General features: G+C 70.7%; 30 protein-coding genes. 21 read left to right on the forward strand and 9 right to left on the reverse strand.

Translation table 11 applies throughout. The features are described 5' to 3' along the window. The first annotated feature begins 55 nt into the window (after positions 1-55). The 3 genes from ABZ345_RS01840 to ABZ345_RS01850 are packed head-to-tail and all read left to right on the forward strand — an operon-like array spanning position 56 to position 1,605. Complete coding sequence (locus ABZ345_RS01840) at positions 56-379, forward strand: plasmid stabilization protein (RefSeq protein WP_359841891.1); 324 nt, start codon at positions 56-58, stop codon at positions 377-379. Position 380: 1 nt separating this feature from the next. Then, on the forward strand, positions 381-1,037 hold the full coding sequence (locus ABZ345_RS01845; RefSeq protein WP_359841893.1) for a hypothetical protein: 657 nt from the start codon (positions 381-383) through the stop codon (positions 1,035-1,037). A 10-nt stretch (positions 1,038-1,047) separates the two neighbouring features. After that, positions 1,048-1,605 (forward strand): hemerythrin domain-containing protein, encoded by a 558-nt coding sequence (locus ABZ345_RS01850; protein WP_359841895.1) that lies wholly within the window; start codon positions 1,048-1,050, stop codon positions 1,603-1,605. On the opposite strand, the gene ABZ345_RS01855 is transcribed toward ABZ345_RS01850, so the two are convergent. After that, positions 1,602-2,819: an MFS transporter gene (locus ABZ345_RS01855; RefSeq protein WP_359841897.1), complete on the reverse strand. Its 1,218-nt coding sequence runs from the start codon at positions 2,817-2,819 to the stop codon at positions 1,602-1,604. The genes ABZ345_RS01850 and ABZ345_RS01855 overlap by 4 nt on opposite strands. Positions 2,820-2,904: 85 nt before the next feature. Between ABZ345_RS01855 and ABZ345_RS01860 the strand changes: the two genes are divergently transcribed. From ABZ345_RS01860 to ABZ345_RS01885, 6 genes are read left to right on the forward strand one after another with little or no spacing between them, the layout of a single operon-like run. Further along, positions 2,905-3,879 (forward strand): ABC transporter substrate-binding protein, encoded by a 975-nt coding sequence (locus ABZ345_RS01860; RefSeq protein ID WP_359841899.1) that lies wholly within the window; start codon positions 2,905-2,907, stop codon positions 3,877-3,879. Positions 3,880-3,907: 28 nt separating this feature from the next. Continuing rightward, positions 3,908-4,927 (forward strand): iron chelate uptake ABC transporter family permease subunit, encoded by a 1,020-nt coding sequence (locus ABZ345_RS01865; RefSeq protein ID WP_359841901.1) that lies wholly within the window; start codon positions 3,908-3,910, stop codon positions 4,925-4,927. Continuing rightward, positions 4,924-5,691, forward strand: coding sequence for an ABC transporter ATP-binding protein (locus tag ABZ345_RS01870; protein WP_359841903.1), 768 nt, complete (start codon positions 4,924-4,926; stop codon positions 5,689-5,691). The genes ABZ345_RS01865 and ABZ345_RS01870 overlap by 4 nt, the downstream gene beginning before the upstream one ends. A 14-nt stretch (positions 5,692-5,705) precedes the next feature. After that, complete coding sequence (locus ABZ345_RS01875) at positions 5,706-6,494, forward strand: DUF364 domain-containing protein (protein ID WP_359841905.1); 789 nt, start codon at positions 5,706-5,708, stop codon at positions 6,492-6,494. Next, on the forward strand, positions 6,491-7,534 hold the full coding sequence (locus tag ABZ345_RS01880) for a pyridoxal-phosphate dependent enzyme (protein ID WP_359841907.1): 1,044 nt from the start codon (positions 6,491-6,493) through the stop codon (positions 7,532-7,534). The genes ABZ345_RS01875 and ABZ345_RS01880 overlap by 4 nt, the downstream gene beginning before the upstream one ends. A gap of 29 nt (positions 7,535-7,563) precedes the next feature. Next, positions 7,564-8,424, forward strand: coding sequence for an NmrA/HSCARG family protein (locus ABZ345_RS01885; protein WP_359841909.1), 861 nt, complete (start codon positions 7,564-7,566; stop codon positions 8,422-8,424). A 139-nt stretch (positions 8,425-8,563) separates the two neighbouring features. Here ABZ345_RS01885 and tsaA read toward each other — a convergent pair whose 3' ends face one another. Together tsaA and ABZ345_RS01895 are read right to left on the reverse strand one after the other, a co-directional pair. Continuing rightward, positions 8,564-8,959, reverse strand: coding sequence for a tRNA (N6-threonylcarbamoyladenosine(37)-N6)-methyltransferase TrmO (tsaA, locus tag ABZ345_RS01890; RefSeq protein ID WP_359841911.1), 396 nt, complete (start codon positions 8,957-8,959; stop codon positions 8,564-8,566). Then, on the reverse strand, positions 8,959-10,362 hold the full coding sequence (locus ABZ345_RS01895; protein ID WP_359841912.1) for a protein adenylyltransferase SelO: 1,404 nt from the start codon (positions 10,360-10,362) through the stop codon (positions 8,959-8,961). The genes tsaA and ABZ345_RS01895 overlap by 1 nt, the downstream gene beginning before the upstream one ends. A 218-nt stretch (positions 10,363-10,580) precedes the next feature. Here ABZ345_RS01895 and ABZ345_RS01900 point away from each other — a divergent pair, with 218 nt between their 5' ends. Beyond that, on the forward strand, positions 10,581-11,027 hold the full coding sequence (locus tag ABZ345_RS01900) for a hypothetical protein (protein ID WP_359841913.1): 447 nt from the start codon (positions 10,581-10,583) through the stop codon (positions 11,025-11,027). A gap of 307 nt (positions 11,028-11,334) precedes the next feature. Beyond that, positions 11,335-11,862: a hypothetical protein gene (locus tag ABZ345_RS01905; protein ID WP_359841915.1), complete on the forward strand. Its 528-nt coding sequence runs from the start codon at positions 11,335-11,337 to the stop codon at positions 11,860-11,862. On the opposite strand, the gene ABZ345_RS01910 is transcribed toward ABZ345_RS01905, so the two are convergent. Genes ABZ345_RS01910 through ABZ345_RS01920 form a run of 3 tightly spaced genes read right to left on the reverse strand, consistent with a single transcriptional unit; the run spans position 11,826 to position 15,846 of the window. Next, on the reverse strand, positions 11,826-14,588 hold the full coding sequence (locus ABZ345_RS01910) for a BTAD domain-containing putative transcriptional regulator (RefSeq protein ID WP_359841916.1): 2,763 nt from the start codon (positions 14,586-14,588) through the stop codon (positions 11,826-11,828). The two genes, ABZ345_RS01905 and ABZ345_RS01910, sit on opposite strands and share 37 nt — an antisense overlap. Positions 14,589-14,644: 56 nt before the next feature. Next, on the reverse strand, positions 14,645-15,157 hold the full coding sequence (locus ABZ345_RS01915) for a cytochrome P450 (protein ID WP_359841918.1): 513 nt from the start codon (positions 15,155-15,157) through the stop codon (positions 14,645-14,647). Continuing rightward, positions 15,124-15,846, reverse strand: a complete 723-nt coding sequence (locus tag ABZ345_RS01920) for a hypothetical protein (protein WP_359841920.1) — start codon at positions 15,844-15,846, stop codon at positions 15,124-15,126. Before ABZ345_RS01920 ends, ABZ345_RS01915 begins: the two co-directional genes overlap by 34 nt. Before the next feature lie 159 nt (positions 15,847-16,005). Here ABZ345_RS01920 and ABZ345_RS01925 point away from each other — a divergent pair, with 159 nt between their 5' ends. Continuing rightward, positions 16,006-16,551, forward strand: a complete 546-nt coding sequence (locus ABZ345_RS01925) for a LuxR C-terminal-related transcriptional regulator (protein WP_359841922.1) — start codon at positions 16,006-16,008, stop codon at positions 16,549-16,551. Here ABZ345_RS01925 and ABZ345_RS01930 read toward each other — a convergent pair. Then, positions 16,537-16,896, reverse strand: a complete 360-nt coding sequence (locus ABZ345_RS01930) for an HNH endonuclease (protein WP_359841924.1) — start codon at positions 16,894-16,896, stop codon at positions 16,537-16,539. The genes ABZ345_RS01925 and ABZ345_RS01930 overlap by 15 nt on opposite strands. Continuing rightward, a complete protein-coding gene (locus ABZ345_RS01935) occupies positions 16,880-17,809 on the reverse strand; it encodes a LysR family transcriptional regulator (protein ID WP_359841926.1) in 930 nt (309 codons plus the stop codon). Before ABZ345_RS01935 ends, ABZ345_RS01930 begins: the two co-directional genes overlap by 17 nt. A 109-nt stretch (positions 17,810-17,918) precedes the next feature. Here ABZ345_RS01935 and ABZ345_RS01940 point away from each other — a divergent pair, with 109 nt between their 5' ends. The 4 genes from ABZ345_RS01940 (at position 17,919) to ABZ345_RS01955 (ending at position 20,904) form a co-directional block, all read left to right on the forward strand. Further along, positions 17,919-18,935: a TDT family transporter gene (locus ABZ345_RS01940; RefSeq protein ID WP_359841928.1), complete on the forward strand. Its 1,017-nt coding sequence runs from the start codon at positions 17,919-17,921 to the stop codon at positions 18,933-18,935. Between the two features lie 87 nt (positions 18,936-19,022). Continuing rightward, positions 19,023-20,108: an MFS transporter gene (locus ABZ345_RS01945; protein WP_359841930.1), complete on the forward strand. Its 1,086-nt coding sequence runs from the start codon at positions 19,023-19,025 to the stop codon at positions 20,106-20,108. After that, positions 20,108-20,530, forward strand: coding sequence for a Dabb family protein (locus ABZ345_RS01950; RefSeq protein WP_359841932.1), 423 nt, complete (start codon positions 20,108-20,110; stop codon positions 20,528-20,530). Before ABZ345_RS01945 ends, ABZ345_RS01950 begins: the two co-directional genes overlap by 1 nt. Beyond that, positions 20,530-20,904 carry a nuclear transport factor 2 family protein gene (locus ABZ345_RS01955; protein ID WP_359841934.1) on the forward strand — a complete coding sequence of 125 codons (375 nt, stop codon included), beginning with the start codon at positions 20,530-20,532 and terminating at the stop codon, positions 20,902-20,904. The genes ABZ345_RS01950 and ABZ345_RS01955 overlap by 1 nt, the downstream gene beginning before the upstream one ends. On the opposite strand, the gene ABZ345_RS01960 is transcribed toward ABZ345_RS01955, so the two are convergent. Further along, on the reverse strand, positions 20,846-23,545 hold the full coding sequence (locus ABZ345_RS01960; protein ID WP_359841936.1) for a LuxR family transcriptional regulator: 2,700 nt from the start codon (positions 23,543-23,545) through the stop codon (positions 20,846-20,848). The genes ABZ345_RS01955 and ABZ345_RS01960 overlap by 59 nt on opposite strands. Positions 23,546-23,602: 57 nt before the next feature. Between ABZ345_RS01960 and ABZ345_RS01965 the strand changes: the two genes are divergently transcribed. The 5 genes from ABZ345_RS01965 to ABZ345_RS01985 all read left to right on the forward strand — a co-directional run bounded on the left by ABZ345_RS01965 (position 23,603) and on the right by ABZ345_RS01985 (position 26,927). Continuing rightward, a complete protein-coding gene (locus ABZ345_RS01965; RefSeq protein WP_359841938.1) occupies positions 23,603-23,824 on the forward strand; it encodes a hypothetical protein in 222 nt (73 codons plus the stop codon). Between the two features lie 110 nt (positions 23,825-23,934). Beyond that, entirely contained in the window at positions 23,935-25,305 is a 1,371-nt protein-coding gene (locus ABZ345_RS01970) for a M14 family zinc carboxypeptidase (RefSeq protein WP_359841940.1), read from the forward strand. Between the two features lie 58 nt (positions 25,306-25,363). Further along, positions 25,364-25,738, forward strand: a complete 375-nt coding sequence (locus tag ABZ345_RS01975; protein WP_359841942.1) for a hypothetical protein — start codon at positions 25,364-25,366, stop codon at positions 25,736-25,738. A gap of 40 nt (positions 25,739-25,778) precedes the next feature. Further along, the gene (locus ABZ345_RS01980) at positions 25,779-26,192 is read left to right on the forward strand and encodes a DUF6292 family protein (protein ID WP_359841944.1); all 414 of its coding nucleotides are present in this window, start codon (positions 25,779-25,781) and stop codon (positions 26,190-26,192) included. 111 nt (positions 26,193-26,303) lie between these two features. Beyond that, the gene (locus ABZ345_RS01985) at positions 26,304-26,927 is read left to right on the forward strand and encodes a hypothetical protein (RefSeq protein ID WP_359841946.1); all 624 of its coding nucleotides are present in this window, start codon (positions 26,304-26,306) and stop codon (positions 26,925-26,927) included.

The following is a 26,927-nucleotide window of genomic DNA, read 5'->3' on the forward strand; positions in this document are numbered from 1 at the left end:
TGTGAACCTCCCTGACCGGGGGTATTCGCGGGTCAGCTCGAACCAGGAGGTCGTGATGCCAGCGGGATCGAACGCGAAACGTGAACGCCAGTACGAACACATCAAGGACTCCGCCCAGGACCGCGGCGCCTCGCCCAAGCGGGCGAAGGAGATCGCCGCGCGCACGGTGAACAAGAACCGCGCCCAGTCGGGTGAGTCCAAGACAGCGAGCAAGTCGTCCATCAAGGACATGTCGCCGCAGAAGCGCGGTGGCCAGCGCTCGCACAGCGGCGCGCAGGGCCCCACCAAGGAGCAGCTCTACAACGAGGCCAAGAAGAAGAACATCAAGGGCCGCTCCACGATGACCAAGAAGGAGCTCGCGAACGCCCTCGGACGCTGACGTGACAGAACTGGACAAGACCTCGGCGCTGACGATCCTCACCACCGAGCACCACACGCTCCAGATGGTGCGCACGGCGAACATCGCCGACGCGACCGGCAGGGCGGGCCACCTGCTCTCCACGATCTCCGCGTCGATGATCGCGCTCGGGTTCGTCGCCCAGGTCGTCCCGCTCCAGGTGTTGCTGACGCTGGTGCTGGTCATCTTCAGCGGCCTGTTCCTGATCGGGCTCGCCACGCTGTTCCGCGCGGTCGAGCTGGTGATCGAGGATGTCCAGGCCGGCCTGGGGATCAACCGGATCCGGCACGTGTACGGCGACCTCGAACCGTCCACGAAGGACGTGTTCGTCCGCCAGATGCACGACGACACCGCGGCAGTCGAGGCGGACGCCGGGCAGACCGGCTGGCGCAAGTCCCGCCGGCCGCGCCTGATCGGCACCGCGCTGACCGTCGCCGGGCTCGTGAACCTCGTCAACGGTCTCGTCGCCGGCACCATCGCCGGTGCGGCCTCGGGACTTCTGAACGCCGGCCTCACGTGGTCGATCGTCATCGGCTCCGTCGTGGCCGTCGCGGTGATCGCCGCGTTCGGCGTGGCGATCGGCAAGATCGGACGACGCGGCGTCGCCCCGATCGACATTCGTTATCCCAGGAACCAATAGGAGGACCGCCGTGCAGTACGACGTCGTCGACCTGATCATGCAGGACCACCGCGAGGTGGAGCGCCTGTTCGACGAGCTGAAGAACCACCCGGAGAAACGGCCGCTGCTCACCCCGGTCATGTGCGGCCTGCTCGTCGCGCACAGCCGGGCCGAGGAGTCCGAGGTCTACCCGGTCGCCATCAAGGAGGCCGGCGAGGCCGACGAGGTCGAGCACAGCCAGGAGGAGCACGCGGAGGCCGAACAGCTGCTCGCGAAGCTCCTGGACTGCGACTGGGACTCGCCGCAGTACGACGTGGCGTTGAAGAAGGTCGTCGACGCCGTCACCCACCACGTCGAGGAAGAGGAGAAGTCGGTCCTCCCCGGCATGCGCGCGAAGCTGAGCGCCGAACGCCGCAACCAGCTCGGTGAGCGGTTCGCGAGCAGCCGGGCGGAGCACCTCGGCGAGCTGCCGGGTCAGGCCACCCGCGAGGAGCTGCTGACGCAGGCCAAGAACCTCGGGCTGACCAACGCGGCGAGCATGACCAAGGAGCAGCTCAAGCGCGAGCTGCAGAAGGCCGCCAGCTCCTAGGCCTTCACCGGCGTCCCGAAGTCACGGGACGACGGAACCAGTGCTGCCAGAGCGGGCGCGGCGAAGCAGATCACCGAACAGGCGATCAGCACCGCGCCCGCTCCGTACGCCGTGACGGCGGGCGCGATGAGCGCGAGGCCGACGGGCGCCAGGCCGTAGGACATCAGGAAGTCCAAAGAGGACACCCGTGCGAGCTTCGACGGCTCGACCTCGCGCTGGGTCGCGGTGAACCACGGCACGTTGAAGAGGTCGATGCCGAGCCCGGCGATCGCGTAGACGGCGATCACGACGAACGGGTGCACCGGCAGCAGCAGGACCAGCGGCGCGAAGCCGTAGAGCGCGAGACCGAAGAGCCCGGTCCACCCGGCGGCGCGCGGCCGCCAGCGGGCCATCAGCAGGGCACCGGCCAGCGCGCCGAGCGTGTAGGCGGTGAGGGCACCCGCGAGCACGGCCTCGGTGCCGTAGCGGTCGCGGCTGACCAGGGGGAGGATCACGCCGGTCGCGGAGTAGCCGGTGGCGATCACCGCCGACAGCGCACCCAGGCCCGCCAGGAACCACGGATGCCGGCGGGCCTCGCGCACGCCCTCCAGGAACTCGGTCACGAACCCCGCACCGCTCGCGAGCACCACGCGTCCGGAGCCGGCGGGCGGCATCAGGGCCGCCACCAGCCACAGCGCGCCGATCCCCAGCAGCAGCCCCTGCGTGCTCACCACGAGGGCGAGCAGCGCGGTCAGACCCGGCGCCACCAGCGTCGTCACCCGGATCGACATGGTGAGCGCCGCGTTGGCCTGCTGGCGCTGATCGGGTTCGACCACCTCGGCCGTCAGTGCCGAGAACGCGGGACGGCACGCGCCCTGGCCCGCGCCCATCACCACGGCCGCGGCGGCCGCGAGCACCAGCGAGTCGCCCACGAACAGGGCCAGCACCGGTGCGGCGGCAGCGGACATCAGCCCGGACCACAGCACGACCTGGCGGCGCGCGTAGCGGTCGGCCAGCACACCGCTGATCGGAACCGCGGCGAGGAACCCGGTGGTGCGCGCGGCGAGCAGGACGCCCAGCTCGACGGCGGTCAGCGAGCGGGAGAGCACCGCCAGGCCCAGCACGAACGGGAGCGCCCAGGTAGCGATGCCCGAGGCGGTGGTCGCCGTCCAGAGGCGGAGGAACTGGGTGCTGCGCAGGACCGAGGGGCTGCGCGCTGCTGTGTCGTGGACCACGCACTTGACCTTTCGGGAGGCTTGATTTGAAAATGATTGTCGTTACAGTAACCGAAGCCGTTCGAGGGACTCACTGGAGGATCAGATGTCACACCCCGCCCGGCTCGGCCTGGCGTTGGTCGCGGTGCTCACCGCAGGCTGCGCCACCCCGGGAGGTGCCGAGACACCGCAAGCGCAGGTGCAGGTGGAGAGCTGCGGCAGGCAGCTGTCGTTCACCGGCACCCCGCGGCGGGCGGTGGCGCTGGACCAGTCCTCCACGGAAACGTTGCTGGCGCTGGGAATGCAGGACCGCATGGCGGGCACGGCGAACCTCAAGACCAAGGTGTCGCCCCAGTACGCCGACGCCTACGCGAAGATCCCCGTGCTCTCGCCCAAGATCCTCACGTCCGAGCCGCTGCGGGCCGCGAACCCGGACGTGGTGGTGTCGGGGTTCAAGGACCTCTTCACCGCTGACCGCGCGGGAACGCGGGACGAGCTCGAAGCCCTTGGCGTGCCGACGTTCGTGAGCGCGGTGAACTGCCCGGACGGCACGACGCCGCCGTTCGAACGGCTGTTCCGCGACTACGAGAACCTCGGCAAGATCTTCGGTGCGACCGAACGGGCAAAGCAGCTCGCGACCGAGCAACGCGAGGCTCTGGCTGAAGTCCAAGCCGTGAAACGGGATCCGGTGAAGGTCGTCTGGGTCTACTCGGTCTTCAAAGGCGCCCCGTACGTGGCCGGCCGCGACGGGATGCCGAGCCAGATCACCAAGATCGCCGGCGCCACCAACATCTTCGACGACCTGGCGACGGAATGGCCGGAGGCGTCGTGGGAGGAGATCGCCCGCCGCGATCCGGACGTCATCGTGATCGGCGACCTGACCGAACGCGGCAACCTCGGCGACAAGGCGAGCGAGAAGCTCGCGATGATGCGCGAGCATCCGGCCATCTCGCAGCTCAAGGCGTTGCGGGACAACAAGGTGATCGAGATCAACGGTACCGCGATGGACCCGTCGGTGCGCACGGTCGACGCGTTGCGCGCGTTCGGCGCCGGGCTTGACGAGATCGCCGGCCGTGGCTGAGGCCGCCGTCCTCGATCCTGTCGTTTCGGTGACTCCCGTTCGACGCGACAAGGGCGTGCTCCTGACGGTGCTGAGTCTCGCGGTCCTGATGGTCTCGCTCGTGCTCGCCGTGCGGATAGGAGTGGCCGCGAGTTGGCCAGAGATTGGCAGGTCTCTGGGCGCACGCCTCGGGCTGCCGGTCGTGCCGTTGCCGCGCCTGCTCGACTCGCTGATCTGGGACCTGCGGCTGCCGCGGGTCCTGCTCGCGGCACTGGTCGGCGCCGCGCTGGCGGTGTGCGGGGCGGCGTTGCAGAGCATCACGCGCAACTCGCTCGCCGACCCGTACCTGCTCGGGGTGTCTTCAGGTGCCTCGACCGGTGCGGTGGTCGTGGTCGTGCTCGGGTTCGCGGGCTCTCAGCTCGGCGTGACCGGTGGCGCGCTGGCCGGCGCGCTCGGGGCGTTCGGGCTGTTGATGCTGCTGTTGAGGCGCACCGGCCTGGACTCCGTGCGGATCGTGCTCACCGGTGTGGTCGTGGGGCAGCTGTTCGCGGCCCTCACGTCGTTGATCCTGCTGTCGTCGGGCGACGCCGACAGCATCCGCGCTCTCACGACCTGGCTGCTCGGTTCGCTCGCATCGGCCCGTTGGACGTCCGTGGTGGTGTGCGCGGTGGTCCTCGCAGTCGGCCTGCTCGTCGTGTGGTTGTGCTCGTCCGCGCTCGACGGGTTCGCGTTCGGGGCCGACACCGCGTCGTCGCTCGGCGTCGACGTCCGCACCACGAGGACCGTCCTCCTGGTGACCACGTCGGTGCTGACCGCCGTCGCGGTGGCCGCGGTGGGAGCGGTCGGGTTCGTCGGGCTGATCGTGCCGCACGGTGTCCGGTTCCTGGTCGGGCCGTTGCACCGCAGGCTGGTGCCGCTCTCGGCGGTGGTCGGCGCGGTATTCCTGGTCTGGACGGACGCGCTGACCCGAGTGATGTTCTCGCCGCTGGAGGTGCCGGTGGGCGTGTTCACCGCGCTGCTCGGGGTGCCGCTGTTCCTGCTGGTGCTGCGCAGGAAGGGAGAACTGTGAGGATCACCGTCGAGCACCTGAGCTGGGGCGTGCCGGGCAAGATCATCGTCGGGGACGTGAACCTGAGGGTCGAGCCGGGTGAGACGGTCGGGCTGATCGGCCCGAACGGCTCCGGCAAGTCGTCGCTTCTCCGTTGCATGGCTGGATTGCGCACGCTGACAACAGGTGCGGTTCGCTACGACGGGGTGGACATCGCGTCGTGGCCCGCCCGCGAGCGAGCACGCAAGATGGCGTTCGTCGAGCAGACCGCCGACACCGACAGCGATCTTCGCGTCGACCAGGTGGTGATGCTCGGCCGGACCGCCCACCGGCCGCGGTGGCGCGGCCCGGACGCCACCGACCACGCGATCGTCGCCGCCGCGTTGGAGCGGCTCGATCTGACCGCGCTGGCGGACCGGTCGTGGAAGCAGCTGTCCGGCGGCGAACGCCAGCGCGCACACCTGGCCCGTGCGCTGGCGCAACAGACGCCGGGACTGTTGCTGGACGAGCCCACCAACCACCTCGACGTGCGCCACCAGCTCGAACTGATGGAGCTGGCCGGCCGTACGCCGCAAACGGTCGTGGTGGCTCTGCACGACCTCGCACTGGCCGCGCGCTACTGCGACCGGCTGGTCCTGATGCACCGCGGGACCGTCGCTGCCGAGGGTGCCGCCGAGGACGTGCTCACCGCGCCGCTGCTGCGCGAAGTGTTCGACGTGGACGCCGAGATCGGTCGCGACAGCCTGGGCCACCTGGCCGTCGGCTACCGCGAGCCGGTCCGCTGAGAAGGGGGATGTTCGTGACCACTGTGGACGATCTGACAGCCGAGGTCCTGGCCGGAAGACACGGTCCTGATCCTGAGGAGGTCCCGGCCACCAGTGTGTTCTGGGTCCACCACGGCACGCGGCTGGCCGGGGGTGACGTCACCTACCGCAACCAGTACGTGCTCGCCCGCGTCGGTTCCGCGTTCGGTGCCTGTGCGTTCGCCGACGGCGAGGCCGATCCGGCGGTGTGCGCGAACTACTCCGGGGCTTCCGTCGCCCGCCTGCTCACCGAGGCGCCGGCGCCGGTCCGGGTTGCGGCACTCGACGCGTATCTCGGCAACGTCCGTCCACACAGCACTGCCGAGCGCGTGGTTCTTCCCGCTGGGACTCCGGAAGAGCGGGCACGGGCGCGTGACGCCGCGGTGGCGGGGTTGCTGGACGTCGAACCCGGCGCCAAGGTCGCGTTGATCGGAGTGGTGAACCCGTTGGTGGCGGCGATCCGCGAGCGCGGCGCCGAATGCCTGCCGTGCGATCTGTCGTTGCGCACCACCCAGTGGGGCGACCCGGTGACGCCGGACATGCGGGACGTGCTCGGGGTCGCGGACGCCGTCGTCGCCACCGGGATGACGATCGGCAACGGCACGTTCGACGAGATTCTGCGCACCTGCCGGGAACGGGACGTCCCGTTGGTCGTCTACGCCCAGACCGCGAGTGCCGTCGCCCGCCACTTCCTCGGCGCGGGAGTGACCGCCCTGTCCGCGGAACCGTTCCCGTTCTCGCAGTTCAGCGCCGACGAGACCGCCTTGTTCCGCTACCGGACGTGAGAGAAGCCGTGGACCACCACATCGCTGACGCGCTCAGCCGCCCCGCCCTGGTGCGCCTCGACTCCCGCACCCTGTGCCTGCGCTTCGAGACCATGAAGGTCGCCTCGGCCCTCGAAGCGGTCCGGCACCTCCTCGAACGCGGCACCATCGCGCACGGGGACACCCTCGTCGACAGCTCCAGCGGCATCTACGCCCACGCCCTGGCGCTCGCGTGCCACCGTTATGGCCTGCACTGCCACATCATCGCCTCCACTACCGTCGACAAGACCCTGCGCATGCAACTGGAGATCCTCGGCGCGACCGTCGAACCGATGCCGCCGTGCGCGAGCCTGAAACTCGACCAGAGCCGTCGTGTCGCGCGGGTGCGGGAGATCCTGCGCGACCGCCCACGGCACCACTGGATGCGCCAGTACCACGACGACGTCCACTACCGCGGCTACCGGCCGATCGCGGATCTCGTGCGCTCGCACGCCGACTGCTCGAAACTCTCGGTCGTCGGCGGAGTCGGCACCGGCGCCTCGACGGGTGCGCTGGCCACCTATCTGCGCGAGACGGACCCTCGGGTGGAACTCGTTGGCGTGCAACCGTTCGACAGCGTGACGTTCGGCAGCGAGCACGTGCACGACCCGGAGATCATCATCGCCGGGATCGGCAGCTCCATCCCGTTCGGCAACGTCGACCACACGCTCTACGACACCGTGCACTGGTTCGGCTTCGACGCGGCGCTGGCGGGCGGTGTGGCGTTGCTGCGCGAGCACGCGATCTTCGCGGGTCTGTCGGCGGGTGCGGCCTATTTGGCGGCACGGTGGGAACAGAGCCTCGATCCGGGCCGTCATGTGGTCGTGCTGGCTCCGGACACCGGGCACCGGTACGTTGACGCGGCCTACTCCCGGCACGCCGAGGCGCCATCGGCGGCAGAGCTGCGCCCGTTGCAGATCAAGAAGCTCGCGGAGATGGACCTGCCGTGGTCGCGCATGCACTGGGACCGTGCTTCGGCGCCGCCGAACGCCGCGGTGGACGTCATCCCGGTGGCGTCGTAACCGATCGGCCGATCGCGCGATAACCAGGCATGGACGGGTTCGTCGCGGTTCTCGGCGCGACAGGTCGCCAGGGCGGTGCGGTCGCCCGGCACCTGCTCGCGGACGGCCGGCGGGTCCGGGCACTGACCCGTGACCCGTCCTCTGGCAAGGCGAGGATGCTGGCGCAGGCCGGTGCCGAGGTGATGCGCGCGGACATGAGCGACGTGGCCACGTTGCGGCCCGCGTTCGCCGGAGCACAGGGCGTGTTCAGCGTGCAGAACCCGATGATCTGCGGACTGGATGAGGAGGTCGTGCAGGGCCGGAACGTGGGCGACGCCGCGGCCGACGCGGGTGTGCGGCACGTCGTGTACGGGTCGGCCGGCGTCGACCGCGCGGGCACCGGTGTCGGGTCGTGGGAGTCCAAAATGGTCATCAAGGCCCATCTGCTGCGGCTGGGCCTGCCGCTGACCGTGCTGCGGCCGACGGCGCTCATGGAACTGATGACCGACAAGGACTTCTACCCGCCGGTGTCGATGTGGCACCTGATGCCGAAGTTGATCGGCGCGGACCGTCCGCTGCTGTGGCTGTGCTCGGACGACTTCGGCGCGGTCGCGGCTCGGGCGTTCGCCGAGCCGGACCGGTTCGCAGGCGTGGATCTCGCGCTGGTGTCGGACGTGGTCAGCATCGACGGGTGCCGCGAGCTCTACCGGGAGGCGTTCGGGCACGCGCCACGGCGTTTTCCGATGCCGGTCCGGTTGTTCGAGCGGTTCGCCGGCGACGACCTGGTCCGGATGTGGCGATGGCTGCGTGAGAACCAGGTCGAGGCCGATCCGGCTGCCACGCGGGCGATCGTGCCGGGCGCGCGGTCGGTCCGCGAGTGGCTCGTCTCTCGCGCCCGGCAGGCCTCCTAGACCGGTTCCGGCATCGGCGGCAACGGATCGGGGTCGGGGCCCGGTGGCCTCGGCTGGTCCGGTCCAGGCGTGGTCGGCACGGGCTCAGGTGGCGGTACTGGTTGGCTCATACCCGGCGGGTACCCAGATCCGAGCCCGCTCAGCGCTCGGCGCCCAGCACCGGTTTCACGTCGACGACGGGCGTGCCGTCGATGGCTTCCAGATCGGCCACCCGCACCCGTGCCCCGTCCACCTCGACGATCCGGACCCGGTGCAGCCCGATCGGGTTCGGCCGGTCTGGCGACCGGGTCGAGAACACCCCGGTCTCCGGGCGTTCGGCGTCGCTGCGCGGGTGGACCGCCAGCACCGACCGGTCGGCCCGGTCGAGCCAGGTCAGCACCAGCACGTCCTGGCCGGGTGCGAGTTCGGCCATCGCCCGCGCGTACTCGGGCGCGAAGACGATCCAGGCGTCCGGCGCGCCCTCGTCGCCCTGCTTGGGCGCGGACGAGCGGTCGGTGAGCGGCGACTCGACGTGGCCGACGGGCTGCAGTTTCATCAGGTCCCGCAGAAGGTCTGGTAGGTGGCGCTGAAGTCCTGCGGCGCGGGCGTCGCGTAGTGCGAGAGCCCTGGGCGTTCGCCGTAGGGTGAGGTCACGGCCTCCAGCAGGCGTTCGAGCGGGCCGAGGTCGCCGTCCGCCCCGGCCGCGAGGGCCTCTTCCACGAGATGGTTGCGCGGGACGTAGACGGGGTTGACCCGGTCCATCGCGTCCGCGTCCGGGCCGAGCTCCCGCCACCGCGTGATCCAGGCGTCGATCCCGGCCAGGTCGAGGAACAGCGACCGCGCGGGCTCCGCGTCGCCCCGAGCGGCGTCGGACAGCCGCCAGAAGAACGTCGTGAAGTCGACGTGGTTCGCGTGCATCAACTCGAGCAGGTCCTTGAGCAGCGGCTGCACGTCGCCCGCCACGCCGAGCTTGGCCCGCATGCCGCCAGTCCAGGCGCGTTCGAAGTGACCGTCGAACGTGCGCAGCGCCTCGAGGGCCAGCGCGACCGCCTGGTCCTCCTCGGGCGCGAACAGCGGCAGCAGGGCCTCGGCCAGGCGGGCCAGGTTCCACTCGGCGATGATCGGCTGGTTGCCGTAGGCGTAGCGGCCGCGGTGGTCGATGGAGCTGTAGACCGTCTTCGGGTCGTAGGCCTCCATGAACGCGCACGGGCCGTAGTCGATCGTCTCGCCGGAGATGGTCATGTTGTCGGTGTTCATCACGCCGTGGATGAAGCCGACGAGCATCCAGCGGGCCACGAGCGACGCCTGCGCGGCCACGACCTGCTCGAACAGCTCCAGGTAGGTGCTGCCGGGGTGGTGGCGCGCGATGGCGTGGTCGGCGAGGCGGCGCAGCAGGTCGTGGTCGCCGGTGTTGCGCGCGTACTGGAAGCTGCCGACCCGCAGGTGCGACGACGCCACGCGGGCCAGCACAGCTCCCGCGAGCGGTTCCTCGCGCTGCACGGTGGCGCCGGTGCTGACCACCGCCAGCGAGCGGGTGGTGGGGATGCCCAGGGCGAACATCGCCTCGCTCAGGACGTACTCGCGCAGCATCGGCCCGACCGCAGCCAGGCCGTCACCGCCACGGGCGAACGGGGTGCGGCCGGAGCCCTTCAGGTGCAGGTCGCGCAGCTTGCCGTCACCGTCGCGCAACTCGCCGAGGAGCAACGCGCGGCCGTCGCCGAGCCTGGGGGAGTAGCCGCCGAACTGGTGGCCCGCGTAGGCCTGGGCCACGCCGGGTGCCTCGTTGCCCACCAGGAACGGCAGCCCGTCGGCCCGCAGCCAGGCCGGGTCGAGGCCGAGCTCCTTCGCCAGCGGCTCGTTGAGGACGAGCAGGACCGGTTCGGCGACCGGCGCGGCTTCCCAGGAGACCGCCATCTCCGGGACCGCGGCGGCGAACTCGCTGCTCAGGCTGATGCTCACGTCCCCAACGGTACCGGGTGGCTCCAAGCGGTCCGGTGGTCGTCCTGCGGTGGCGAACCCGTTCGGGAAGGCCGCCCGTGTTCAGGGTAGATGATCGTCCACTCAGGAATGTTCGGCCGCTCGGTCCGAAGTGGACACCCGATGCGGCTTTCACGCCTGGAAAGCCGTCAAAGCGACCCGAACTCGGGCGGCTTTCGCGGGTGGCTAGGCTCTGGGGCATGCGCTCTTCCGCCATTGCGCTGGTGTTCCTGCTGGTCGGGTGCGGTACCGGGACGACGTCCCTGCCCACGATCACCCCCGCGCCGGCCTCGTCATCGGCCTCGCCGCTGCCGGAGCTGCAACCCCGGCTCGACGCCATCGGCACCCTGCTCACCGCCTGCCTGCCGAGACTGCGGGGCGAGCCGGTCGACCAGATGGACAACTGCGCCCACCTCATGCCGGACGTGACAGGCGTGCTCGACGAGGTCGAGAAGCAGGCCGACAAGCTGCCTCCGTCCGGCCGGTCCGCCCTCGAAAAGGTGCGCAAGGCGATCACCGACATCGCGCCGTGCGAGCCGTGGTTCGCGGCGGGTGGCACCAGCCCCGACGGGCAGCTCGACGCCCGCTGCGGCAAGGCGTGGGACGAGCTCTTCAAGGGCTACAACGCGCTGCGCAACGCTGCTTAGCGACGCGAGGCAGATCGGCCGCGTCGCGCTGGTGCCTCATGACCGTTTCGGGACTGCGGAAGCGACTCTGCGACCGGCTCAGCTTCGGGGTCCACTTCGGACAGATCTTCGAGCTCGCGAAGGTCGGCATCTCGATGGCGGGCACGATGCTGGTCAAGTTCGCCGTCCTGGGTGTGCTCGCCATCGCCGCCGCGCGGGTGAGCACAACATCGGCCGCGGCCACAACATTGCGACAGCGTTCCGCAAGGCAGGCAACTTCTGAGCCCCCCGGTTCCGTCCTGAGCGGGAACGGACCATTGGGGGGATCATGCGGAGGCTTGTCCTGCTGGTGTTGTTGCTGGTGGCCGTGGCGTCCTGCGGGAACAACGAGCGAGATCCGCAGGTCCTGCGCACGACTACGCCCAACACCACGGCTTTGACCACGCCGATGAACGACCTTGCGCTGACGAAGGCCGCAGAAGTCGTGCAACCGTTGCTGGAGAAGGAGTTCGCGAGCACCTACGCGGGACTGGAGGTCCACGGCGAGATGCCGATGATGGTCGTCCACCGCAAGCCGGACCCGCGGCTCGACGCCGAGGTGCGCAAGGCCGCGCCGGAGGTGCGCGTCGAGTTCCGCGACGCCAGGTACACGCGTGCCGAGATGGCGGAGTACGTCAAGCGCGTCATGGACGACACCGGGTACTGGAAGGGCCGCGGGATCCAGATCGTCGAGGCCGGACCGACCGTCGACGGATCGGGCGTCGAGGTCGGGGTGGTCGCGGCGCCGCCCGGGAATTTCGCGCGGCAGCTGGACGCCTACTACCCGGCGATGTCGTTCACGCTCAAGGTGAGCTGACCGGGCAGCGGGCCGAACTTGGCCCGTTCCGATTCCACCTCGGCCGGGTTGAGCTCCTCCAGCATCGCGAAGGCGCGGGTGTGCTCGGTCCGCATCCGCGCGAAGTCGCCCAGGTCGCGGCACACGTAGGCGACGCAGAGGCGGTCACGGGCCTCGCGGAGCTGGTTGCCGGTGCGCTGGTGGATCTCCAGCGCGGCCTCGTGGCACGCCAGAGCGGCGGGGAAGTCGCGCAGCTCCTCGTGCACGCGGCCGAGGTCGCCGAGCGTGGCCGCCAGGATGACGTCGGAGCCGAGGCCGCGGGCGATCTCGGCCGCCTCGGTGCCGGTGGCCAGTGCTTCGTCCAGGCGCTGCATCCGTTTGTAGACCGTGGTGAGGTGGGTCATCGCGAAAACTCGGCCGAGCTGGCTGTCGAGGCGCCCGAAGATGTCCAGCGCCCGCAGGAGGTGCTGTTCGGCGGCGAGCGCGTCACCGGTGCCGCGGCCGACGTAGACACCGGCGAGGTTGATCAACGCTTGGCCCTCGCCGTGCTCGTCGGAGATCTCCCGCCACGCCGGCAGGGCGCGCTGGAACCACCTCTCGCCGTCGTCGTACGCGCGGCGGACCGAGTGCAGGATGCCGATGTTGTTGCACAGCAAGGCTTCCGCGCGCCTGTTGCCCGCAGTGCACGCGGCGTTCAGGCCGATCAGGTACATCGCGATGCCGTCGTCGAAGTGCGACTCGAACTCGAAGAAGCTCATCAACGCCAGCGGAAGCCGCGCGGCCAGCTCGGTGTTGCCGGTCGAGGCCGCGTGCTTGATCGCGGAGAGAAGGTTGACGTACTCCGCCTGAAGCCACGTCCGCGCGTCGTCGGCGCCGTCGAGCGTCTGCGGCGCAACATCTTCGGGGAGTTCGGGCAACGGCATCCGTCTGCGACCGGGGAAGAGCAGGCGGTCGGCCGCGTCGGCGCTGTGCAGGTACCAGCACAGCACTCGGTCGACGGCCTTCTCCGGACTCGGCTCGTCCTCGAACGCCTTCTCGTGCGCATAAGTCCGCAGCAGGTCGTGGAAGTTGTACCGCCGCAACGCCACCTCGTCGACGAGATGGCCGGCGCAGAGCACGTCGAGCAGCCTGCGTGCTTCTCGCGAACACAGCCCGGCCAGCGCCGCGGCCGCCCCGAGTGACGGTGCCGGCCCCGGATGCAGGCCGAGCAACCGGAACATCCGCGCTACGTCCGGCGCCAACGCCCGGTACGACCACGAGAAAGTCGCCCGCACGGCCGTCGTCTCGTCCGCTTCCAGCACGTCGAGCCGTTCGCGAGCCAACTCCTCGACCAGAGCCGCGAGTGTCCTGTTCGGACCGATGCTCACCCGTTCCGCGGCCACCCGCAACGCCAGCGGAAGCGCGCAGCACAACCGCACCAGCTCGCGAGCGGCCCGCGGTTCGGCGTCGACGCGATCGCCGATGACCGACCGCAGCAACCCGAGTGCCTCGACCTCGGGCAGCACGTCGAGCGTGACCCGGTGCGCGCCACCGGAGACGACCAGTCCGCTCAGCCGGTTGCGGCTCGTCACCAGCACCGCGCTCGACGACACCCCCGGCAGCAGCGGACGGACCTGCTCGGCGTTGAAAGCGTTGTCCAGCAACACGAGCACGCGGCGATCAGCCAGCACGCTGCGATACATCCCGGCCCGGCCGTCCAGATCGTTCGGCATCGCCTTGTGGTCGATCCCGAGCCCGGCGAGCAACCGGCGCAGAGCCTCCTCGGGCGGCACCGGTGCGCTGTTCGGCGCGAACCCCTGCAGGTCGACGAACAGCTGCCCGTCCGGGAACCGGTCGACCAGCAGGTGCGCGACGTGCACGGCCAGCGCGGTCTTGCCGATTCCGCCGGTGCCGTCGATCGCGGAGATCACGACCGTCCGCGGCCCGGACCCGCTCAACCGCCCGCACAGCTCGGCGATCTCGCCGTCGCGCCCCACGAAACCGATCGTGTCGTGGGTGGTCTGGGCCGGCCGCACCGACCGGGAGACCGCGCCACCCCTGAGGATCAGCTCGTGCTGTTCCTGAAGCTCGGGGCCCGGTTCGACGCCGAGCTGCTCGACCAGCGCGCACCGGGCGGCACGGAACGCGGCCAGCGCCTCGGCCTGGCGCCCGGAGCGGCTCAGCGCGAGCATCAGCAGCTGCACGAGCCGTTCCCGCACGGGGTGATCGGCGACGACGCGGGTCAGCGTGTCGACCACCTCGCCCCGCTCGCCGGCCGAGATCGCCGCCGCGGCCCAGTCCTCGACCGCGGTCAGCCGTGCCTCCTCCAGCCGGACGCGCTGACGTGCCGCGAACGGCCCCGGCACGTCCGACAACGCCGTGCCGCGCCAGAGCTCCAGCGCGGACCGCAGTTCCGCGCACTGTCCACTCTGGTGGAGGCGCTCGAACTCGCGCAGGTCGGCGGGCGCCACCAGACAGGCGTACCCGCTGTCGGTTGTGATGATCAGGTTCCCGCACGCGCGCGACCGCAGATCGGGCTCGACCAGCCGCCGCAACGCGCTGATGTAGGTGTGCAGGCTGCCCGAAGCACTCGACGGCGGGTCGTCGCCCCACACCGCGTCGATCAGTTCGGCCCGCGAGACCGCGTGCGGCGACCGCATGGCCAGCACCGCGAGCACCGCGCGCTGACGAGGCTGGCACGGCTCGAGCGGCATGCCGTCGACGGTGATCCGCAGATCACCGAGCACGTCGACGCGCAGTTCGCCCATGCGGGCAGGGTATTCGCCCGTTCAGCGCAACGCACCGCCCGTCCGAACATCGCGGATCAGCCCAGCCGGGCAGGAAGCGTCTCGAGGGTGCGGCGGGCGAGGGTGGCAGGGCTCCACGCCGGCTCACCGGCCGCGACGAGCGTCGGGAACCGCTGTTGCAGCCCTGTCACCACGTGCGCCATCTCCGCGCGGCCCAACGTGGTGCCGCAGCAGTTCCCGGCCGACAGCATCCGGCGCGGGTCGCGGGTCGGGTCGAACGTGTCGGGATCCCGAAATACGCGGGGGTCGCGGTTGGCACCGGCGATCAGCATCCGGACCGACGCTCCGGCCGGGACCGTCACGCCGCCCAGCGCGAGCTCGCTCACCGCGATGCGCGGGATCGGTGTGTAGAGGACGACGCCGTCGTGCCGGAGCGCTTCGTAGAGGAACCGCTGCACCTTCGCCTGGTCGCCGTCGCACCACGACCTGAGCGACGGGTTGGCCAGAAACGCCTGCACCGCGCGGTCGATGCCGGAGATCGTGCTCTCGTACCCGGTCATCCACATGATCCACAGAATCGCGATGAGCACTCGTCCTCACCGTCGTGCGCCTCGACGAGCCGCGTGATCAGGTCGTCGCGAGGAGCCGACCGCCGCTCCGACACCCTTTCCCGGAAGTAGTCCTCGACCGCGTTGCTCGCCCGGTCGGCCTCCAGCGCGACCTCCTCGTCGGCCGTCCCGAGCGCCCGTGTCATCAACGTGATCGTGTCCGCGATCCACGCGCGGTCCACATCGGGCACGCCCACTCGGTCAGCGAACACGTACTGCGTGAGCGGCACGGACACCTCGGCGTGCAGGTCGACCGTCTCGCCCGCGACGAGCCGCGGCCCGAGGTCGTCGAAGATGTTGCCCAGGTGCTCCAGGATCCGCGGCCGCAGCCGCAGCACCCTCGCCGGCGTCATGTCGCGGGCGATGGCCGCCCGCAGCCGGGCGTAGCAGGGGTGGTTCTTCGCCGCGAACGCCGTGACCAGCTTCTTGACCGCGGGATGGCTCCGTTTCCCGGAACCGGCCTCGCGCCACATAGCGTCCTCGTCCGGCACCGCGAACGCGTCCGGCCGCTGCAGTGCGTAGGCGACGTCGTCGTAGTTGCTCAGCAGGTAGAAACCGCAGCGTGTGCGGTGCACGGGGTCGTGTTCGCGCAACCAGTGCAGGAACGGGTACGGATCTTGGCGACGCTCGGGCTTGGCGAGTTCGTCGAGGGCATCGATGGTGGCGGACATCGACAGACCTCCTTGCTGCAGGGGAGGGGGCGAACCTAGGCACAGCGCCGCCTCCGTTTGGGGAAATCCGCCCTGGTTACCGCGCTGCCCTGCCCGATCGGGCACCGCCGTGGAGACGGCGTGGAGTCCAAATGGAGTCGGCCCCCGAACACTCGGCGCATGGAACGAGTGCGCGTCGCGGTCCACGCGAGGGATTCGGTCAGCCGCTGGGGCATCGCGGGCTACCTGCGGCTGCGGCCGGAGGTCCAGGTCCTGCCCGAGCACTCGCTGAGCAACGCCCAGGTCGTCCTGCTCGCCGCCGAGGGTGCCGGGTTGACGGCCGAACTGCGCGCGGTCGCCCAGCGAACGCAGGCGTGCGTCGTGCTGGTCACCGACGACGTGCGCGCCCACGACCTGCCGCGCGCGATCGACCACCGCGTCGTCGCGATCCTGCCGCGAGCCGATCTGACCTGCGAGGGTCTGGTGTCGACGGTGCTGGCGGCTTTCGAAGGCAGGGCCGAGCTGCCCGCCATGTCCGGCATGGCCGAGCGCGAGCTGGACATGCTGCGGCTGTTCGCGGAAGGCTGGACGACGGCCGAGGTCGCGAAGAAGCTGTCCTATTCGGAGCGAACGGTGAAGAGCATGGTGCAGAACGTGCTCGTCCGGTTCCAGCTGCGCAACCGGACGCACGCGGTGGCGTTCGCGATCAGGTCAGGCGCTATCTGAGAACCGCACGGTCAGCTCGCGCGAGATCTCGTAGTGGCGCACCAGGAACGAGCGCTCGTCCAGCTTCTTGCGCCGCAACCACCCCGTCACCTCGGCGTTGCACTTGCTGGCGTTGCACGACCCGCACGCCGGGACGACGTTGCCGAGCGTGTACCTGCCGCCGCGTGAGATCGCCTGAATGCAGTCCTTCTGGAGCGACCCGGCGGGAGAACCGCAGTAGGCGCACCCGCCCCAGGAGGTCTTCAGAGCGGCCCACTGCGCGTCGGTGAGGTCGTGTTCGACCCGCGCCATCCGCTTCTTGCGCTTGCGGGCCGCGCGAACCTGCTTGCTACCTCCGGTCGGCACGGTTCGAAAGACTACGGGTCGCGATCGTCAACAGGTCGGACGCGGGCCCCCGGGGTGTCCCGCCCGCCGGCCACACCGCCCGCAACGCCCGGTGCAGGTCCAGGTCGCTCACCTCGACGCGGATGAGCGTGCGGGTCGCGAGATCGGCCTCGACCGCGTGCACGCTCAGCACGGCGGGCCCGATCCCGCCGATCGCCGCGGCCTTGATCGCGGTGGTCGACGACATCTCCAGCAACGGTTCCGCGCTCTGCGCGACGCCCGCCGACTTCAGCGCGTGTTCCCAGGCCTGCCGGGTGCCCGAGCCGGACTCCCTGCTCACCAGCGGGGTCGCGGCGGCCTTGACCGCGGTGACCTTGCGGCGCCTGGCCCACGCGTGGCCCGGCGCGACGACGAGCACCAGTTCGTCCTGGGCGACGACACGGCTGGTCAGGCCGGTCGGCACCTCGGTCGACTCGATGAACCCCAGATCTGCGCGCCCGGCCAGCACCTGCTCGGCGACGTGGACCGAGTTGCCCGCCGTCAGCACGGTCGCGGTGTCCGGGCTGACCGTCCGCAGCGCGATCAGCCACGCGGGCAGCAGGTACTCGGCCACGGTGAGGCTCGCGGCGACCCTGAGGTGGCTGTCGCGGTCCGCGCGCAGGCTGGTGATGCCCGCGTCGAGGTCGACGGCCCGCGCCAGGACCGGGGCCGCCCACCCGGCCACGAGCTGACCGGCGGTGGTGAGGCGGGCGCCGCGCGGGGTGCGGTCGAGCAACGCCACGCCCACACGGGCTTCGAGGGTGCGCAGCCGTTCGCTGGCGGAGGGCTGGGACATGCCGTGGGCCTGGGCCGCCCGGCCGATGCTGCCTAGCTCGGCGACGCTCAACAGCAGGTCGAAGCTGGTCAGGTCGGTGACCCTGGACGGCAGAGGCATAGGGGCAGCCTATGTGTTCATCGGAGATTGCCGCCTACCGAGGTGGGGGCGGCCCGAGGATTGTTGTGTCGTGACCGCTCTCGCACCTCACCCACACCGTGCCCCCGAGGTGCGACGAGCGGCGCCCTTCGGCCCGAACCTGTTCGCCTCCGTGATGGGCACCGGGATCGTCGCCACGGCCGGAGCCGGGATGCCCGGCCTGCACACGCCCGCCACGTTCGTGTGGGCACTGGACGCACTTCTGCTGACCTTCCTCGTCGGGGCGGCTCTGAAGCGCTGGACCTGGGCGACCGTGCGGGCCCAGCTCGCGGACCCCGTGATGGCGCAGTTCTGGGGCGCGCCACCGATGGCGTTGATGACCGTCGGCACCGGCGCGTTGCTTTTGGGCAAGGACTGGATCGGTCTGCCCGCCGCGCTGGCCGTCGACTGGACACTGTGGACGCTCGGCACGGTGCTCGGGCTCGCGACCTCGGTGCTGGTGCCGTTGCGGATGTTCGGCAGCGGCGAACGCGCGTTCGGAGGCTGGCTGATGCCGGTCGTGCCGCCGATGGTGTCTGCCGCCGCGGGTGCGTTGCTGGCTCAGCACCTCTCGGACGGTCCACGCCAGACCATGGTGCTCGGCTGCTACGCGCTGTTCGGCATCAGCCTGTTCGCGACGATGGTGATCGTCCCGCAGATCTGGCAGCGGCTCGTCCAGCACGGCCTGGGCGCGGCGTCGACCGTGCCGACGCTGTGGATCGTGCTCGGGCCGCTGGGCCAGTCGATCACCGCCGCCAACCTGCTCGCGGGCGTGCCCGTGCTGCCCGGCCAGACCGCGTTCGGCGTGCTCTACGGCACGGTGACGTGGGGGTTCGCGTTGCTGTGGGTGGCGATCGCGGCCGCCGTCACCGTGCGGACCGCCCGCCGCGGGCTGCCGTTCGCGCTGACGTGGTGGAGCTTCGTGTTCCCGCTCGGCACGCTGGTGACCGGGACGAGCGCGCTGGCGACTCGGGTTCCGTCGGCAATGCTCACCGGTGTCGCGGTCGTGCTGTATGCCGCACTCGTGCTCGCGTGGGCGACAGTCGCCGTGCGCACGACTCGCGCATTTCGTCCTGAGCCGGCGTACGTAGGCGGTCGATCTACGTAATACCTACCGACGCGAACGGCACCCGCCCGACGCGAAGGTAGTCGTGTGACAACGACACGAACTGGGCCAACGCGAACGGCGCGGGCGGTGGTCCTCGCCTCGGCCACTCTGACGATCATGGCCGCGGCGATCATCGCCCCGAGCCTGCCCGCGATGGGCGAGGTGTACGGCGAGGGCGTGCTGGTCCGGCTCGCCCTCACGATCACCTCTCTGGCCATCGCGATCAGCGCCCCGGTCGCGGGCCTGGCGGCAGACCGGGTCGGCCGCAAACCCCTGCTGACCGCCAGCCTCGCCACCTACGCCGTCGCCGGCACCGCGGGCTACTTCGTGGACAGCCTCCCCGTCCTGCTGGGCACCAGAACACTTCTGGGCCTCGCGGTCGGCGGCATCATGACCTCGGTCAGCGCCCTGATCACCGACTGGTTCGACGGTCCGGAACGGGGCAGGTTCCTGGGCCTGCAACAGGCTTTCGCGAGCCTCGGTGGTGTGGTGTTCCTGCCGTTGGCCGGGATTCTCGCGGGCGTCGACTGGCGCCTTCCGTTCTGGCTCTACAGCGTCGCGGCGGCACTCGCGCTGGCAGCCCTCGCCGGCCTGAAGACCGAACCCCGCACGGCCCGGAAAGCCGAGAAGGCACCTTTCCCCACCAAGGCCGTCGGCATCTACCTGCTGGCCATGGTGGCGACCCTGGTCTTCTACATGGCGCCGACCCAGCTCCCGTTCCTGCTGAGAGACCTGGGCGCCGGACCGGCCGTCATCGGCGTGGTCGTAGCCGGCAGCACGCTGACCAGCGTCGTGGGCGCGCTGGCGTTCCCGAGGCTCCCCAAGGGCCACATCACCGCGGCCAGCGTCGGACTGCTGGGCCTGGGCTGGCTCCTGATCGGCTTCGGCGGCACCATCCCGCTCGTCACCGCGGGACTCCTGGTGGGCGGCTTCGGCGTCGGCCTGGTCGTGCCGAACCTCAACCTGCGGCTCGCGGACCTCGCGAGCCCGGCCCAGCGCGGCCGAGTCCTCAGTGGACTGGTCGCCGGCATCTTCCTGGGCCAGTTCCTGTCACCGCTCGTCATCGCACCCCTGGTCCAGACGGCGGGCATCCCGGCCGCCTTCACCTGGACCGGCGTCGTCACCACCATCGCGGGGGCGGTCCTCGCCCTGGCACACAAGGAGAAGAACTGATGATCTACCACGGCAACCGCTTCACCCTGCGCCAGGACGCCTCGCCGGAGCAGATCGAGGAGGCGCTGGAGAGCCTGCGCAACCAGGGCCGCGTGATCCCGTCGGTCAAGTCGTTCGTCGTCGGCCGCGACTTCGGCGGCGAGTACGATTGGGGCGCCACGTTCGTCATCGAGGACCTTGACGGGTACTGGGAGTACCTCATCCACCCGGCGCACCGCAACACCGACCGCGTGGGACTGCCGCTCGTGGACAAGTTCGTGTCGTTCGACATCACCGACGACGAAGACGACCCCGAGATGGGCGCGAAGATCGCCGCGCTGCACCAGAAGAGGTACGACTCCGACCCGGAGCTGACCAAGCTGGTGTCGGACCTCGGCGAGTACTCGGGCAGCGCTGCCCCCGGCACACACGGAGAAAAGTGATGCTCACGCAGGGCTGGATCGACTTCTGGAACGGCGACCTGTCGCTCGCCGAGGAGATCGTCCACGACGACTTCGTCTGGCACGTCGCCCCGCTCACCGGTGGCCCGTCGCAGGACCACAGCGGACGTGACGGGCTCGTCGAGTGGGTGCGCGGCTCCCACGAGACCATGCCGGGGCTGAAGTTCAGCGTCGAGGTCGGGCCGATCTCGCAGGAGCCCTACCACGTGCTCCGCTGGTTCGCGCAGGCCGGCGAGGTGTCCTTCCACGGCACGGACATCCTGCGAACCCAGGACGGCAGGATCGTGGAGTACTGGCTCAACGCCGACGGGCTCTGGGCGGCCCAGCAGCTCGGCCTGGTTCCCAGGACCAGCTGAGTTCCTTCAGCTGCCGGCGCGAGTTGATGCCCATCTTGCGGAAGACGTTGCGCAGGTGGGCATCGACCGTGCGGGGGCTGAGGAACAACCGGGCCGCGACCTCCTTGGACGTGGCCCCGGTGGCAACCAGACGGGCGATGTGCCGCTCCTGCACGGTGAGCTCGTCCGCAGCCTCTGCGGACCGGCTGCGGGCGACCTCACCCGTTGCCCGCAGCTCCTGCGCCGCTCGTGCCGCGAAAGCCCGCATCCCCATGCCGGACAACAGATCGTGCGCCGTCCGCAGCTGCTCACGAGCGTCCACCCGGCGACCGGCCCGGCGCAGCCACTCGCCGTACAGCAGGTGCGCCCTCGCCAGATAGGGCTTGGCCGTGGTGACCTCCAGATGCGACACGGCCGCGCGGTAGTCCTCCTCGTCACCGGACACCAGTGCCCGCGCCGAGGCCGTCACCCCGAGCCCCCACTCGGTGCCTGCGGCGGAGGTCCGCTCGGTGAGATCCTCCAGCGCGGTCAGTGCGGACTTCTCCTCCCCGCACCGCATCGCCGCTTCGACCAGTTCGGGCAGCGAGATGCCAGCGAGGTAGAGATCGCCGGGTTCGACCGCCTGCCGGGCGGCGGTCAACGCCGCCGGATAGTCGCCAAGTGCGTTGTGCAGCACCGCGGAAGCCCAGTGCGCGTTGGCCACCAGCAGCCCGGCCACGCGAGCGGCGGCGCGGGTCGCGTGCTCGGTCTGCTCGAGCAGCTCCTCGCGAGACCCGCGCATCGCGGCCAGGTGCAGTCGCGGATAGGGCAGGGGAGCGACCCCGAGCGCGTCCGCCACGGCCTCTTCCTCGGCAATGGCCGAAGAAGCCACACCGAAGTCACCGGCGTGCACGGCCATGATCGCCGTCTGGGCCAGGCCGAGCCGGAGCACGAACGGCGACCCGGCCTCCCGCCCCGTCTTCATCAGCCACGCGGTGACCGCGTGATGCACCTCGGGGTCCCACAGCTCGCCCGCGAGCATCGTCGCCAGCGCGGGATGCCCTGTCCACCTGAGACTGTCGCCGGTGAAAGCCCTCCGCAGCAACGGAACAGCGGCCCGATGCCCCTCGGTCGACAGCACCACCAGCGCGTTCAGCACGTCCGGCTCCGCGGGCATCGACCGAGCCTCGCGCACCACGACGTCCAGGACACCGCTGGCCCGCCCGACCGTCAGCCCCATCTCGAACGCGTCGAGCACGCACTCGCGGGCCGCCGCACCGCTCATCCGCCGCGCCGCGCTCAGCACGAACTCGGGCCCGTCGTTCTCCGCGTTGCGGACGAACGCCAGCCGTCCGCGCAGCAGGTCGGCCCGCGCGAGCTCGGACGAGTCCAGCAGCTCCGTCTCGACCGTGCTCAGCAGCTCGGCGGCCGCGTCCACGGCACCGGCGTCGAACTTGGCCTGCCCGGCCGCGAGCGACCGTTGCGCCCGCAGCTTCGGGTCCAGCGACAACGCCGCCGCACGCTCCAGAAACGCCGCAGCAGCCGCCACTCCACCACGAGAACGCGCCCGTGAGGCCGATCTCTCCAGCTCGGCCGCCACCTCGTCGTCCGGTCCGGTCCCGGCCTGCGCGAGGTGCCACACCCGCCGATCCGGGTCGGCCTGGGCATCCGTGACGGCGGCGAGCGCGAGGTGCACGGCCTGCCGTTCGGCCGCGTCGGCGGTCAGGTAGACGGCCGAACGGGCCAGCGGATGGCAGAACCGCACCCGAGTGGACAGGCTGACCAGGCCGGACGCCTCCGCCGCCGCACCGGCGGTCGTCACGTCCAGCGCGAGTTGCCGGGCGGCGGCCCACATCAGTCGCGGCTCACCCGTGGGATCGGCGCTGGCCACGACCAGCAGCAGCCGCGCGTCCGGCGGCAGGCCGGCGACCCTGCGCCCGAAGCTGGCCTCGATCGCACTCGGCACCGACGCCACCTCCGGCAACGCGAAGCCGCCCGCCTTGGGCAGCTCCAGCAACGCCAGCGGGTTGCCGCACGCCTCGGCCAGCAGCCGTTCGCGCACCTTGTCGTCCACCGACTCGGCCGCCAGCAACGCCCGTGCCTCGGCGTCGGGCAGTCCGCCGATCACCAGCGCGGGCAGCTCGTTCAGCACGCGGCCCGCACCAGGCTCCCGTGCCGCGCACACCATGGCGATCGGGTCCGCCGCGAGCCGCCGCCCGAGAAACGCGATGACCTTCGCCGACGCCTCGTCCAGCCAGTGCGCGTCATCGACCAGACACAGCAACGGTTTCTCCGTGGCGGCAGCGGCCAGCAGGTCCAAAGTGGCCAGACCGATCTGGAGCACGTCCGGTGTTCCGCCGGCCAGACCGAACGCGACCTCCAGCGCGGCCCGGCGGCCAGGAGCCAGCTCCGGCAGGCGGTCCAGCAGCGGCACGCACAACTGGTGCAGCGCCGCGAACGGCAACTCGGTCTCGAACTCCGACCCCGACGCGTCCAGCACCCCGAACCCGGACGCCGCCTCCCGCACGTGGTCCAGCAGCGCGCTCTTGCCGATACCCGCCTCACCCCGGAGGACCACCGCGCCGCCCCGGCCCTCCCTGGCCGCGCTGATCACCCCGTCGAGACAACGAACCTCGTCGTCGCGGCCGAGCAGGCGAGAAGGTGTCTCCTTCGGGGTGCGCATGGCCGCACAGTATTTGACCCTGCAGGGCCACATGGGCGTGGATGGTCTACTTGTCCGGTGGACCAGGTGGTGAGTGACGCGGTGGCGGCGATCGAGAGCCGCGACTGGGCCGTGCTCAAGCCGCTGCTGCACCCCTACCTGCACTGGACCGATGGCGGCGTGACCATCCGCGGCCGCGTCAACGTTCTCGCTCGCCTCGCGAACGCGCCGGCCGCGGGCCCACCGGACTCCTGCGAGCTGCGGGACGGCCAGATCTATCGCTGGACCACGGCCGGATGAGGTTCCGGTCGTCTCAAATCGCCCGCTTCATGATCACTCTCGCTACGGTGTCCCGAGGGGGCCGACCGCCCCTTTGAGAGCGTTTTCACGTGAGCTGGGGGTTCTCGGACATGAAGCAACGACGGCTGAGCCTCGTCCTGGCGGGCGCCGCCAGCGCGGCTTTCCTGGTCGGAACGTCGGTGGCCGCACCACCGGCCCCGGCGCCGGTGCCGGAGGGGCCGACGTACGTCTACCGGGTCCCCGCCCCGCTCGGGCAGAAGGCGCAGGACCTGCTCGCGCGAGGGTTCGACGTGCTGGAGCAGCGTGACGGCGACGATCTGTTCGTGCTGGGCTCGAAGGAAGTGCACACCAAGCTCACCTCGGCCGGGTTCACCGGCACCGTCGAGTCCGTCATGGCACCGCCGGCCTCCGGGCTGAAGACCCAGGGCCACGGCGTCAACGAGACGTACTACGGCGGTTACCGCACGATCAAGGCGCACTACGCGCACCTCGACCAGGTCTCCTTCCGGCACCCCGGCCTCGCCTCGGTCGTCGACTACGGCGACTCGTGGCGGAAGACGCAGGGCGCGGGCGGCTACGACCTGAAGGCCATCTGCATCACCAAGAAGACGCACGGCGACTGCAAGCTCGCCCCGAACTCGCGCAAGCCGCGGCTGTTCGTGTCGGCGCAGATCCACGCCCGCGAGATCACCACCGGCGACATGGCGTGGCGCTGGATCGACCACCTCACCACCGGCTACGGCCGCGACGCCGAGGTGACGACGTTGCTCGACACCACCGAGATCTGGGTCGTGCCGATCGTGAATCCCGACGGCGTGCAGATCGTCCAGTCCGGCGGCGACACGCCCAAATGGCAGCGCAAGAACGGCAACTACACCAACGGTCCCAAGGTCTGCCCGACCCCGGAAGAGGACCCGTACGCCCAGATCGGCATCGACGTCAACCGCAACTTCGACGCGCAGTGGGGCGACAACGGCACGTCGTCCGACCCGTGCAGCCAGGTCTACCGCGGTCCGAAGGCCGACTCCGAGGTGGAGACCCGCGCGCTGGAGAAGCTCTTCCGCTCGCTGTACCCGGACAAGCGCGGCCCCGCCCTGACCGACCCTGCCGACGCCGACACCCGCGGCATGGTCATCACGATGCACTCCGCGCTGAACGTCGTGCTGCTGCCGTGGGGCTTCACCACCAAGCCGTCACCGAACGACGGCCCGTTGCGCTCGATGGCCGCCGAGATGGCGCGGCTCGCGGGTGGCTGGGAGTACGGCCAGCCCGGTGAGCTGCTCTACACCGCCGGCGGGTCGATCGACGACTGGGTGTACGGCGAGCTCGGCGTTCCGCACTACACCTGGGAGATCGGCAACTGGGAGGGCGACTGCGCCGGGTTCACGCCCGCGTACTCGTGCCAGGACGGGCACTGGGCGAAGGTGAAGCCGATGCTGACCTACGCGGCGCAGAAGGCCGCGAAGCCTTACGGCGCCTGACGACGGCCTCCCGTGACCGCGGCGTTTCCGGCGCCGCGGTCACGGGTAAGCGGACCTCATGGCCACCACTGCGAGCAGCGCCCGAGCCGAGGTCACGCTGCGGTCCAAGACGATGGTGCTGGACTTCGAGGGCTCAGTGGAACGAGCGGGGGACTCCGTGCGGCTGAGCGGATTGCGGCTCGTCGCGGACCTGCCCGACGCGGGCGGGCCGGAGGACGGCGGCACCGTGCTGCTGGAGCACGACGGTGACTCGCTGACGGCGACGGTCGTGCAGCCCGGTGGAAAGGTCGAGCTGACGACGTCCGGCGACGTGCGGTGGACCGAGTCGGCCGAGGGCCTCGCGGCGGGCGACGAGATCTGCTTCGCACTGCCGGAATCCCCGGAGTCGACGATTCTCTCCGTACGCGGCCTTGTCCTGCGCGTGACGTCCTGAGCGGCGATTTGCGGCCACCCCACGGGGGTATCCGTACCCCATGGACCGCGATGTGTTCATCGACTTCGGCCTCGGCTTCGACGACTCGGCGGCGCGCCGGGTACGGCGGTATGTGCGCGAGGTCGTCCTGGGACTCGGACTGCGCGGCGACAGCTCGTGCGTGGACACGGAACCGCGGGCCGGCGCGTACATCGCGCTGGACGGACGGCTGACCGACTTCCCCGACCACGACGTGGCACTGCTGTGGGACGAGCTGAGCGGATGGTCGGCGGCCGTCGAGGACCGCATCGGCGAGCTCGTGGAGATCGCGCGGCTGGACGGTGATCCGCGGCCGTCGCCCGCCGAGGTCGTGCGGTGGGTTCGAGGTCTCCTGCACCGCGAGCGCGCGGATGACCGGTCGAACCGCGACTTCACCGCGTTCGTGCCGTCGCCGCGGGGCACCTCCTCGCAATGAGGCACGCAGTTCGGCGAATCTGGTGGGGTTAGGGCGAAAGGCCCCGTTTGCGGCGTGGCTCGCAGGGTAGCTCGTAGACGCAGGACACGACTACGAGCTGAGGAGTCAGCCGTGACCGAAAACCAGATGGGCGGAGTGCGCCCGGCGGCCGTGGACGAGGGCGCCGGCGTCGCACAGCACGCCGGAGAAGCGGCCGGGCAGGTGCGCGACACCGTCGCCGACCAGGCCGCGTACGTGCGGCGGGAGACCGCCGACCAGGCCCGCAACGTCGTGCGGGACGTGCGGGAACGCGTTGCGGCGGAAGCGGAGGACCAGGCGCTGCGGGTGTCGAAGCAGCTCGGCCGCATCGCCGACGAACTGGGCGAGATGGCCGGCAGCGCACCGCGCGACTCGATGTCGGCGGGCGCGATCCGCAGTGCGGCCGACACGAGCAGGCAGGCCGCGAGGTTCCTCGACGAACGGGGAGCGCAGGGCCTGCTCGACTCGGCGCGCGACTACGCGCGGCGCAAGCCCGGCACGTTCCTGCTGGGTGCCGCTGTGGCGGGGTTCCTCGTGGGCCGCGTCGCGAAGAGCGCGACCGGTGGAAGTGGCGGCGGTCAGGGCCGGCCGCGGCAGGGCGGTGTGGTGCCCGTGGCGGCGGAACGTCCTGACATGACACCGGACTACGGCGCGCCGTTGACCCCGAGCGCGTCGCCTGCCGTGCCCGCGGCGGGGGTGCCGCATGTCGAGCCCTGA

It is taken from the genome of Lentzea sp. NPDC005914, assembly GCF_040629405.1.
Classification (GTDB): domain Bacteria; phylum Actinomycetota; class Actinomycetes; order Mycobacteriales; family Pseudonocardiaceae; genus Lentzea.

Excerpts from the sequence above, each read along its gene's own strand:
- ABZ345_RS01840 (WP_359841891.1), top strand. The coding sequence starts at position 56 with ATGCCAGCGGGATCGAACGCGAAACGTGAACGCCAGTACGAACACATC.
- tsaA (WP_359841911.1), bottom strand. The coding sequence starts at position 8,959 with ATGAAACTGCAGCCCGTCGGCCACGTCGAGTCGCCGCTCACCGACCGC.
- ABZ345_RS01860 (WP_359841899.1), top strand. The coding sequence starts at position 2,905 with ATGTCACACCCCGCCCGGCTCGGCCTGGCGTTGGTCGCGGTGCTCACC.
- ABZ345_RS01950 (WP_359841932.1), top strand. The coding sequence starts at position 20,108 with ATGATCTACCACGGCAACCGCTTCACCCTGCGCCAGGACGCCTCGCCG.
- ABZ345_RS01960 (WP_359841936.1), bottom strand. The coding sequence starts at position 23,545 with ATGCGCACCCCGAAGGAGACACCTTCTCGCCTGCTCGGCCGCGACGAC.
- ABZ345_RS01920 (WP_359841920.1), bottom strand. The coding sequence starts at position 15,846 with ATGTCCGCCACCATCGATGCCCTCGACGAACTCGCCAAGCCCGAGCGT.
- ABZ345_RS01975 (WP_359841942.1), top strand. The coding sequence starts at position 25,364 with ATGGCCACCACTGCGAGCAGCGCCCGAGCCGAGGTCACGCTGCGGTCC.
- ABZ345_RS01905 (WP_359841915.1), top strand. The coding sequence starts at position 11,335 with ATGCGGAGGCTTGTCCTGCTGGTGTTGTTGCTGGTGGCCGTGGCGTCC.
- ABZ345_RS01885 (WP_359841909.1), top strand. The coding sequence starts at position 7,564 with ATGGACGGGTTCGTCGCGGTTCTCGGCGCGACAGGTCGCCAGGGCGGT.
- ABZ345_RS01970 (WP_359841940.1), top strand. The coding sequence starts at position 23,935 with ATGAAGCAACGACGGCTGAGCCTCGTCCTGGCGGGCGCCGCCAGCGCG.
- ABZ345_RS01955 (WP_359841934.1), top strand. The coding sequence starts at position 20,530 with ATGCTCACGCAGGGCTGGATCGACTTCTGGAACGGCGACCTGTCGCTC.
- ABZ345_RS01900 (WP_359841913.1), top strand. The coding sequence starts at position 10,581 with ATGCGCTCTTCCGCCATTGCGCTGGTGTTCCTGCTGGTCGGGTGCGGT.
- ABZ345_RS01925 (WP_359841922.1), top strand. The coding sequence starts at position 16,006 with ATGGAACGAGTGCGCGTCGCGGTCCACGCGAGGGATTCGGTCAGCCGC.
- ABZ345_RS01935 (WP_359841926.1), bottom strand. The coding sequence starts at position 17,809 with ATGCCTCTGCCGTCCAGGGTCACCGACCTGACCAGCTTCGACCTGCTG.
- ABZ345_RS01980 (WP_359841944.1), top strand. The coding sequence starts at position 25,779 with ATGGACCGCGATGTGTTCATCGACTTCGGCCTCGGCTTCGACGACTCG.
- ABZ345_RS01910 (WP_359841916.1), bottom strand. The coding sequence starts at position 14,588 with ATGGGCGAACTGCGCGTCGACGTGCTCGGTGATCTGCGGATCACCGTC.